This is a genomic window from Streptomyces chilikensis, from assembly GCF_001642695.1.
GTDB classification, from domain to species: domain Bacteria; phylum Actinomycetota; class Actinomycetes; order Streptomycetales; family Streptomycetaceae; genus Streptomyces; species Streptomyces chilikensis.
In genome coordinates, this window is the sequence record NZ_LWCC02000005.1 from 3,361,486 (window position 1) to 3,370,916 (window position 9,431).

Here is a 9,431-nt window from a genome sequence, read left to right on the forward strand (position 1 = left end):
CCGGCAGCGCCTCCGCGGAGACCCCCTTGTCGAGGACGAAGTTGTGGTCGTACCCCTCACCCGTGAGGCGCCCGTCCGCACCCCGGAAGTCGAACCGGGTGCCCGCCACCTCCGCCGGCCCGCCGACGGGGATGTTCGCGTCGTCCACCGGCGTGTACCGGGACGCCTCCAGCCGCAGCCGGTGCCCGCGCGCCGTGCCCGAGCCGGCGCCCGCCAGGTTCCAGTAGCTGTGGTTGGTCAGGTTCACCACCGTCGGCGCGTCCGTCACCGCCTCGTACGCCAGCGACAGCGAACCGTCCTCCTCGAGCGCGTACACCGCGGACAGCTCCAGACGGCCGGGGAAGTTCCCCTCGCCCGCGGGGCTCACCCGGGACAGCCGCAGCGCGTGGTCGCCGTCCGGCTCGACCCGCCAGACCCGCTTGTCGTAGCCCTCGTCCCCGCCGTGCAGGCAGTTCGGCCCGTCGTTGCGGGGCAGCACGTGCTCGACGCCGTCCAGGGTGAAGCGGGCGCCGCCGATCCGGTTGGCGTACCGGCCGATCAGCGCGCCGTAGAACGGGCCGGTGAACTTCAGGTACCCGTCGAGCTCGTCGAAGCCCAGCACCACGTCGGCCGTGCGCCCGTCACGGTCGGGCGTCTCGACCGACTGGACGATGCCGCCGTAGGACAGGACCCGCACCCGCACCCCGGCACGTTCCAGGGTCCACCGGTGGACCGGGGCGCCGTCGGGGAGGGCGCCGAAGAGTTCACTTGTCATGATCGCCACCCTAGGCCGTGACCGCGCGGTAGGCGATGTCGGCGAGCTTCGCCTGACCGTCCACACTGGGGTGGAACAGGTCCCACCGGCTGAGCTGCCGCGCCCCGAACCGGTACGCGTACACCGCCCCGCCGTCCGTCCGGCACCGCCGGTCCGCCGCGCAGACCTCGGCCAGCGCCTCGTTGTACTCCTCCACCCGGTCCCTGACCTTCTTCCGCCGCTCGACGGCCTCGCGGTCCACGGCCTCGGCCTCCCCCAGCATCGTCGGGCAGATGCCCAGCTTCCAGATCTCGCGGCCCATCGGCGTCTCCTGGCCGACCTCCCACAACCGCTTCAGGTCGGGCACCGACGCCACGTACACCTGCGACGCCGGGGACTTCTGGCGCAGCGTCCGCAGCGCCGCCCGGAACTCCTCGCGGAACGTGTCCACCGGCGTCATCGACCGCACCGACCCGCGGCAGGCGTCGTTGGCTCCCACCAGCACCGTCACCAGCTCGGGCCGGTGGGCGGCCGCCCGCCGCATCTGGCCCTCCAGGTCGGACATCCGGGCCCCCGTCTCGGCGAGGTTCCAGCTCCGCGAGGCCGCCTGCGAGCGGCCCAGCAGCCGGGACGCCAGGCTGTCCACCTCCGGGGAGTCCCCCGTCGACCAGGACACGCCGGGACAGTCCGAGAGGACCTGGCAGGAGTCGAACCCCGTGGTGATCGAGTCGCCGACCGCGGCCACCGAGTCGGGCGAGCGGTCCCAGGACGGGAGCGAGGGCGACGCCGCGGGACGCGGCGCCGCGCCGCCCTGGCCGCCGCAGCCGGACAGCGCCAGCAGGGCGGCCGAGACCGCGGCCGCGACGGCGGAGCGCCCCGGCCGGACGCGGCGGGAGGTCGGCATGCCCAGCACTCCTTCCAGAAGCTCACGGGCCGGTGCCCATGGCCGGCGCGAACGGGGGCACCGGTGACGGTGTGCCCCTCACCATGAGAACGTGCGGGAGTTCCCGTCGCCGCCCCGCTGTGACCTTGCCGACCCGTACAAGCGTCCCACCGGGTGAATGGCGGTGTTTCGCCGCCGTGGGACCGACGGTACGTCACACTCCTGCCCTTCCGGCACGGTAGCCTCGCTCCGTGGCTCCCCCGACACGCCGTCAGACGGCCGGCCGGGAACCCAGGAGCCCCGTCCGTCCGTTCCGTCCGTGGCGAGCGCGCCGCTCTGGGGAGGTCCTCTCGGTGACGACACGTGGGGTTCTGTACGTGCACTCCGCTCCACGCGCGCTGTGCCCGCACGTCGAGTGGGCGGTCGCCGGAGTGCTCGGCGCCCGCGTGAACCTGGACTGGATCCGGCAGCCCGCCTCCCCCGGAACCTGGCGCTCCGAGCTGTCCTGGCAGGGCAGGGCCGGCACGGCCTCCAAGCTGGCCTCCGCGCTGCGGGGCTGGCAGATGCTGCGGTTCGAGGTGACCTCGGAGCCGTGCGCCGGAGCCGAGGGCGAGCGGTACAGCTGCACGCCCGGACTGGGCATCTTCCACGCCGTCACCGGCATCCACGGCGACATCATGATCCCCGAGGACCGGCTGCGCGCCGCGCTGGCCCGCGCGCACAAGGGCGAGACGGAGCTCGAGGCCGAGCTGGCGAAGCTGCTGGGCAAGCCGTGGGACGACGAGCTGGAGCCCTTCCGCCACGCCGGCGAGGGCGCCCCCGTCCGCTGGCTCCACCAGGTCGTCTGAGCCGGCCGGCCGGTCATGGAAGAAGGGCCCCCGCCGGGAGGCGGGGGCCCTTCTTCCATGACCGTGGACCTCAGACCGTCCGGAAGGCCAGGACGACGTTGTGGCCGCCGAAGCCGAACGAGTCGTTGAGCGCGGCGATCCGGCCGTCGACCGGCAGCTTGCGCGCCTCGTCGCGGACCACGTCGGCGAGCCCCGCCGCCGCCGGGTCCAGCTCCTTGATGTTGATGGTGGGCGGCGCCAGCCGGTGGTACAGCGCCAGCACCGTGGCCACGGACTCGACGCCGCCGGCGCCGCCGAGCAGGTGCCCCGTCATCGACTTGGTGCCGGAGACCGCGATGTGGTCGGCGTCGTCGCCGAACACCGCGCGCAGCCCCTTGAGCTCCGCGATGTCACCCGCCGGAGTGGAGGTGGCGTGCGCGTTGACGTGGACCAGCTCGGCCGGGTCCAGGTCGGTGGAGTCGAGCAGGTTGCGCAGCGCGGCCTGGATGCCGCGGCCCTCCGGCTCCGGCTGCACGATGTCGTGGCTGTCGGCGGAGATGCCCTGGCCGACCGCCTCCGCGTAGACGCGGGCGCCGCGCGCGGCGGCGTGCTCCGCGGACTCCAGGATCAGGACACCGGCGCCCTCGCCCATCACGAAGCCGTCGCGGTCCGTGTCGTAGGGGCGCGAGGCGCCCTCGGGGTCGTCGTTGTTCTTGGACATCGCCATCATGTTGGCGAACGCGGCGATCGGCAGCGGGTGGATCGCCGCCTCCGTGCCGCCCGCGACGACCACGTCGGCACGGCCGCTGCGGATCATCTCGATGGCGTAGCCGATGGCCTCGGCGCCCGAGGCGCAGGCGGAGACCGGCGTGTGGACGCCCGCACGGGCGTTCACGGCCAGGCCCACGTTGGCCGAGGGGCTGTTGGGCATCAGCATCGGCACGGTGTGCGGGGAGACGCGGCGGACGCCCTTCTCCTTCAGCACGTCGTACTGGCCCAGCAAGGTGGTCACCCCGCCGATGCCGGAGGCGATGACGGCGCCCAGGCGCTCGGGCTCGACGCCCGCGCCCTCCTCACCCGCCTTGCCGGTGTACCCCGCGTCGGCCCACGCCTCCTGGGCGGCGACCAGCGCGAACTGCGCCGAACGGTCCAGCCGGCGGGCCTGCGGGCGGGGGATGACCTCGGTCGGCTCCACCGCGATCTGCGCGGCGATGCGGACGGACTGGTCGGCGGCCCATTCCTGGGTGAGGGGGGTGACGCCGGAGCGTCCGGCGATCAGGCCCTCCCAGGTGGAGGCCACGTCACCACCCAGCGGTGTGGTTGCGCCGATACCGGTGACGACCACGGTGCGATTGGTCGGGCTCACGGGAACACTTCTCCAAGGAGGTAGGAATTACGGCGCCACCGCACTGTCGCCGCAGCGGGTGCCTCTGCCGGGGAGGCGAGGCACCCCCCGCGGAGACGCTGCCGGGTGGCGGGGCCTGGCATCAGACGCCGAGGGACGCTCAGCTCTGGTGCTTGAGGATGTAGTCGGCGGCGTCGCCCACCGTCTTGAGCGTCTTGACGTCCTCGTCCGGGATCTTCACGTCGAAGCGCTCCTCGGCGGCGACGACGACCTCGACCATGGACAGGGAGTCGACGTCCAGGTCGTCGGTGAAGGACTTGTCCAGCTGGACGTCCTCGGTGGGGATGCCGGCGATCTCGTTCACGATCTCGGCGAGACCGGCGACGATCTCTTCCTGCGTGGCGGCCATGTCGGGCGCTCCTTCGTAGAGGTATTTCTGAGGGTGTGGCGCTCTGTGTCCACATGTCCGTGCCGGACCCGATCGTCCGGCACGGAACGCCTAGGGGAGGGTAACGACCGTCGCGGCGTAGGCCAGCCCGGCACCGAAACCGATGACGAGGGCCGTGTCGCCGCTCTTCGCCTCGCCGGTCTCCATCAGCCGGTCCATCGCCAGCGGGATGGAGGCGGCCGAGGTGTTGCCGGTGGTGCGGACGTCACGCGCGACGGTGACGGTCTCGGGCAGCTTGAGCGTCTTGAACAGCGAGTCGATGATCCGCTCGTTGGCCTGGTGCGGGATGAACACGTCCAGCTCGTCCGGCCCGATGCCGGCCGCGTCCAGCGCCTGCTGGGCGACCTTGGCCATCTCGAAGACCGCCCAGCGGAAGACCGTCTGGCCCTCCTGGGTGATGGCGGGGAACTTCACCCGGCCGGCCGAGTCCAGCGGCAGCTCGTCGAGGTCGCCGACGCGGTAGCGGTTCCAGGAGACCGTCTGCTTGATGACGTCGGACTTGTCGCCCTCGGAGCCCCAGACCGTGGGGCCGATGCCGGGCTCGTCGGACGGGCCGACCACCACGGCGCCCGCGCCGTCGCCGAAGAGGAACGCGGTGGCCCGGTCCTCCAGGTCCGTCAGGTCCGACAGGCGCTCCACGCCGATCACGACCACGTACTCGGCGGAGCCCTCGACGACCATGCCCTTCGCCAGCGTCAGCGCGTAGCCGAAGCCCGCGCAGCCGGCCGAGATGTCGAAGGCGGCGGCCCTGTCCGTCCCCAGCTTCGCGGCGATCTCGGTGGCGACGGCCGGCGTCTGCTCGAAGTGCGACACCGTCGAGACCACGACCGCGCCGACCTGCTCGGCGGCGATCCCGGCGGCGGCCAGCGCCTTGCCGGCCGCCTCCAGGGACATCGCGGAGACCGTCTCCTCGTCGTTCGCCCAGTGACGGGTCCGGATGCCGGAGCGCGACCGGATCCACTCGTCGGAGGAGTCGATCGTCTCGAGGATCACCTCGTTCGGCACGACCCGCGCGGGACGGTATCCGCCCACGCCCAGGATGCGCGCGTACGGGGAGCCCTTGCTGGGCTTGATCTTCGACATGTTTCGGTCGGCTCCTTCTGGGGCGTCAGGCGTGGTCGGCGATGAGCGCGCGGGCCGCGTCGAGGTGGTCGGGGGTCTTCAGTGCCAGCGTCTTGACGCCCGGCAGCGCGCGCTTGGCGATGCCCGTGAGGGTGCCGCCGGGGCACACCTCGACGAGCGCGGTCACGCCGAGCTCCTTGAAGGTCTCCATGCACAGGTCCCAGCGGACCGGGTTGGCGACCTGCCCGACCAGTCGCTCCAGCACCTCGGCGCCGGAGGAGACCCTGGCGCCGTCCTTGTTGGAGACGTAGACCACCTTCGGGTCGGCCGGCCCCAGCGCCTCGGCGGCCGCGGTGAGCTTGTCGACCGCGGGCGCCATGTGGTGCGTGTGGAACGCGCCGGCCACCTGCAGCGGCACCACGCGGCGCACGCCCTCGGGCGCGTCCGCGACCAGCGCCTCGATCTGCTCCGTCGTGCCGGCCGCCACGATCTGGCCGGCGCCGTTCATGTTCGCCGGGGTCAGGCCCAGCTTCTCCAGGTGAGGAAGCGTCACCTCGGGGTCGCCGCCGAGCAGCGCCGCCATGCCCGTCCTCGTGACGGCGGCGGCCTCGGCCATCGCCAGGCCACGGGTGCGGACCAGCGACAGCGCCTCGGAGTCCTCCAGCACGCCCGCGAGGACGGCGGCGGTGATCTCGCCGACGCTGTGACCGGCCACCGCACCCGGCACGACGTCGCCGAGCGCGGACGCGGAGAGCAGACCGGCCGCGACCAGCAGCGGCTGCGCCACCGAGGTGTCGCGGATGGCGTCCGCGTCGGCCTCGGTCCCGTAGTGGACGAGGTCGAGCCCGATCGCGTCGGACCACGCGGCGAGGCGGTCGGCGGCGCCGGGGAGTTCGAGCCAGGGAGTCAGGAAGCCGGGCGTCTGGGCGCCCTGGCCGGGAGCGACGAGTACGAGCACTCTCACACTCTCTCTTGGAGACGGCGACGGCCGCCCGTGGGGACAGGGACGAAGAACAGGAGGGCTAATTGTAGGACCCGCACAAAGGGCTATGCCGGGTGATCGCCGTCCTGGAGGCGGCCCAGGACCAGTGCCACCCGCAGGGCGAACGCGGACCGGACGTCCGACGGCGACCACCCGGTGACGTCGGTCACACGTCGGAGCCGGTAGCGCACGGTGTTGGGGTGGACGAAGAGCATGCGCGCCGCGCCCTCCAGACTGCTCGCCTGCTCCAGGTAGACGCTGAGCGTCTCCAGCAGCGCGGAGCCCGCCTCCTCCAGCGGTCTGTAGATCTCCTCCACCAGTTGCTCGCGCGCCATGGGATCTCCGGCGATCGCGCGCTCCGGCAGCAGGTCGTCCGCCAGCACCGGGCGGGGGGCGTCAGGCCAGGCGGCGCAGGCCTTGAGGCCGGCGGTCGCCGCCTGCGCGGAACGGGTCGCCGCCAGCAGGTCCGGCACCACCGGCCCGGCCACCACGGGACCGGCCGCGAACGGCCCGATCAGCGACTTCGCCACGTGCAGCGGGCGGTCGCTGCCGCCGGCGATCACCACCAGGCGGTGGCCCAGCACGCCGGTCAGCACCTGCAGCTTGGCGTGGCGCGCGGCGCGGCGGATCGCCTCCACGGTGAGTTCGCTGTCGCCGTCGGGGGCGGTGCCCAGCACCACGCAGACGTGCTCCGGCGAGTTCCAGCCCAGTGCCGCGGCCCGGCTGACGGCGCCCTCGTCGGCCTCGCCGGAGAGTACCGCGTTGACCACCAGCGACTCCAGGCGGGCGTCCCACGCGCCGCGGGCCTCGGCGGCCTGGGCGTACACCTGCGCGGTGGCGAAGGCGATCTCCCGGGCGTAGACCAGCAGCGCCTCGCGCAGCACCGACTCGTCGCCGGGGGCGGCGACCTCGTCGATCGCGGACTCCATCACCTCGATGGTGGTGCGCACCATCTCCACGGTCTGCCGCAGCGTGATCGCACGGGTCAGCTCGCGCGGCGCCGTGCCGAAGACGTCGGTGGAGATCGCCTGGGTGGGGGCCTGCGGCCGGCGGAACCACTCCGTGAACGCGGCGATGCCCGCCTGGGCCACCAGACCGATCCACGACCGGTTCTCCGGCGGCATCGCCCGGTACCAGGGCAGCGTCTCGTCCATCCGCGCGATCGCCTGCGCGGCGAGGGTGCCGGACGACCGCTCCAGCCGTTTCAGCGTGGCCGAATGGGTGTGGGCGTGGGCGTGGGCGTCGGACGGGCCGTGTCCGGGCGGGGTGGCTTCGGAAGGATCTGGTGCGGGCACGCCCACAAGGGTGCCCCATGCCGGACACCGCGCGGCGCGCCGGGTCGGAGACGGTACGTGTGCGGACCGTCACACCCGGCCGGTGGCGGGCCCCGGGAGGTTCCGGGGGCGGCGCGGGTAGCGTGACCGCCGTGACCATCGACGTACGGCGAGCGGCCGACCGGTACCCGGGCGGGGACCCGGACGCGGGGATCACCACCCGCCACTCCTTCTCCTTCGGTCCCCACTACGACCCGGACAACCTCGGCTTCGGCCCGCTGGTCGCGTGCAACGAGGAGCGGCTGGAGCCGGGCGCGGGATTCGACGAGCACCCCCACCGCCACGTGGAGATCGTGACCTGGGTCCTCGAGGGCGAGCTCACCCACCGCGACTCCGGCGGCCGGGAGCGGCGGGTGCGTCCCGGCGACCTCCAGCACCTCAGCGCCGCGGCGGGCGTCCGCCACGTCGAGCGCAACGACGGGACGGCGCCGCTGCGGTTCCTGCAGATGTGGCTCACGCCGCGCGCGGCGGGCGGGGAGCCGGGGTACACGCTGGTGCGGGAACTGGGCAGCGGGGCGTACGAACTCCCCGAGGCGGGGGCGGTGTTGCACACCTACCGCCTGCACCCCGGCGAGAACGTGGCCCTCCCCGGGGCGGGTTCCCTCTACCTCCACCTCGCCTCGGGCGAACTGCGCGTGGGCGGTGAGGCCTTGGCCCCGGGTGACGCGGTCCGGGTCACCGGCGAGCGGGCCCTCACGGCGGAGGCGGCGGCCGCGGCGGAGTTCCTAGCCTGGGAGTTCACCGCCTGACCCGGGAGCTCACCGTCCGGCCCGTTCCGGCGGCCGGGGTGCCCGCGGGCGGGCGGAGGGCGGAATCCGCCCGCCCGCGGGCACGGCTCAGCGGGCCGCCGCCTCCGCCAGCACGGCGTCGGTGAACGGCGGCCACGCGTCGATCGCCCACTGGCCGAAGGGGCGGTCGGTGAGGGCGACGCAGGCCAGGCCCGCGTGGGGGTCGACCCAGAGGAAGGTCCCCGACTGGCCGAAGTGGCCGAAGGTGAAGGGGGACGAGGCGGAACCGGTCCAGTGCGGGGACTTGGCGTCGCGGATCTCGAAGCCGAGGCCCCAGTCGTTGGGGTTCTGGTGGCCGTACCCCGGCAGGACGCCCTTGGTGCCGGGGAACTGCACGGTCATCGCCTCCAGCACCGTCCGCGGGTCCAGCAGCCGCGGCGCCTGCACCTCCGCGGCGAAGCGCAGCAGGTCGGTGACGGTGGAGACGCCGTCCTTCGCGGGGGAGCCGTCCAGCGTGGTGGCGGTCATGCCGAGCGGTTCCAGCACGGCCTGGCGGGCGTACTCGGCGAACGGCATCTCCGTCGCCTTCTCCACGTGGCGGCCCAGTTCCTCGAAGCCGGCGTTGGAGTAGATCCGCCGTTCCCCGGGCGCGGCCATCGGCCTCGGCTCGTCGAAGGCGAGACCGGAGGTGTGGGCGAGGAGGTGGCGGACGGTGGAGCCCTCGGGCCCGGCCGGCTCGTCCAGTTCGACCGCGCCCTCCTCGTACGCCACCAGCACCGCGTACGCGGCCAGCGGCTTGGTGACGGAGGCCAGCGGGAACCGGTGGCCGGCGGGGCCGTGCACGCCGGCCACCGTGCCGTCCGACCGCACGACGCCCGCCGCGGCGGTGGGGACGGGCCAGGTCTCGATCATCGCCAAGCTGTTCATACCGCAGAGCGTAGGGGGATCACGGGGCCGGCCGCACCGAGGGGCCGGGCTTGCGGGCGGAGCCGGGCGGGGCGTGCGGCGGCCCGCCCCCGGCCGGCGCGTTCAGGCCGGCCCGCCCCGCGGCCCCGCTCCCGGAACCAGGCGGTCACCGCCGCCCGCGGG

The 9,431-nt window shown here is 73.7% G+C and carries 10 protein-coding genes; 2 read left to right on the top strand and 8 right to left on the bottom strand.

All coding sequences use genetic code 11. The features are described 5' to 3' along the window. Both A2U95_RS14950 and A2U95_RS14955 read right to left on the bottom strand, forming a co-directional pair. The coding region (locus A2U95_RS14950) for an aldose epimerase family protein (protein WP_166022752.1) at nucleotides 1–754 on the bottom strand (754 nt) is incomplete at its 3' end. A 10-nt stretch (nucleotides 755–764) separates the two neighbouring features. Then, nucleotides 765–1,637 (bottom strand): SGNH/GDSL hydrolase family protein, encoded by an 873-nt coding sequence (locus A2U95_RS14955; RefSeq protein ID WP_166022754.1) that lies wholly within the window; start codon nucleotides 1,635–1,637, stop codon nucleotides 765–767. A gap of 332 nt (nucleotides 1,638–1,969) precedes the next feature. On the opposite strand from A2U95_RS14955, the gene A2U95_RS14960 reads away from it, so the two are divergent. Further along, complete coding sequence (locus A2U95_RS14960; protein WP_166022756.1) at nucleotides 1,970–2,464, top strand: DUF3145 domain-containing protein; 495 nt, start codon at nucleotides 1,970–1,972, stop codon at nucleotides 2,462–2,464. 70 nt (nucleotides 2,465–2,534) lie between these two features. On the opposite strand, the gene A2U95_RS14965 is transcribed toward A2U95_RS14960, so the two are convergent. The 5 genes from A2U95_RS14965 to A2U95_RS14985 form a co-directional block, all read right to left on the bottom strand. Next, on the bottom strand, nucleotides 2,535–3,809 hold the full coding sequence (locus tag A2U95_RS14965; protein ID WP_166022758.1) for a beta-ketoacyl-[acyl-carrier-protein] synthase family protein: 1,275 nt from the start codon (nucleotides 3,807–3,809) through the stop codon (nucleotides 2,535–2,537). 139 nt (nucleotides 3,810–3,948) lie between these two features. Next, nucleotides 3,949–4,197, bottom strand: a complete 249-nt coding sequence (locus A2U95_RS14970) for an acyl carrier protein (RefSeq protein WP_108953593.1) — start codon at nucleotides 4,195–4,197, stop codon at nucleotides 3,949–3,951. Between the two features lie 90 nt (nucleotides 4,198–4,287). Next, complete coding sequence (locus A2U95_RS14975; protein ID WP_166022760.1) at nucleotides 4,288–5,319, bottom strand: ketoacyl-ACP synthase III; 1,032 nt, start codon at nucleotides 5,317–5,319, stop codon at nucleotides 4,288–4,290. 25 nt (nucleotides 5,320–5,344) lie between these two features. After that, nucleotides 5,345–6,256: an ACP S-malonyltransferase gene (locus A2U95_RS14980; RefSeq protein ID WP_166022762.1), complete on the bottom strand. Its 912-nt coding sequence runs from the start codon at nucleotides 6,254–6,256 to the stop codon at nucleotides 5,345–5,347. Between the two features lie 89 nt (nucleotides 6,257–6,345). Then, nucleotides 6,346–7,575 (bottom strand): PucR family transcriptional regulator, encoded by a 1,230-nt coding sequence (locus A2U95_RS14985; RefSeq protein WP_420856996.1) that lies wholly within the window; start codon nucleotides 7,573–7,575, stop codon nucleotides 6,346–6,348. Between the two features lie 137 nt (nucleotides 7,576–7,712). On the opposite strand from A2U95_RS14985, the gene A2U95_RS14990 reads away from it, so the two are divergent. Further along, the gene (locus A2U95_RS14990; protein ID WP_166025236.1) at nucleotides 7,713–8,363 is read left to right on the top strand and encodes a pirin family protein; all 651 of its coding nucleotides are present in this window, start codon (nucleotides 7,713–7,715) and stop codon (nucleotides 8,361–8,363) included. Between the two features lie 87 nt (nucleotides 8,364–8,450). Here A2U95_RS14990 and A2U95_RS14995 read toward each other — a convergent pair whose 3' ends face one another. Then, nucleotides 8,451–9,269: a serine hydrolase domain-containing protein gene (locus tag A2U95_RS14995; protein WP_166022764.1), complete on the bottom strand. Its 819-nt coding sequence runs from the start codon at nucleotides 9,267–9,269 to the stop codon at nucleotides 8,451–8,453. Nucleotides 9,270–9,431: the final 162 nt, after the last annotated feature.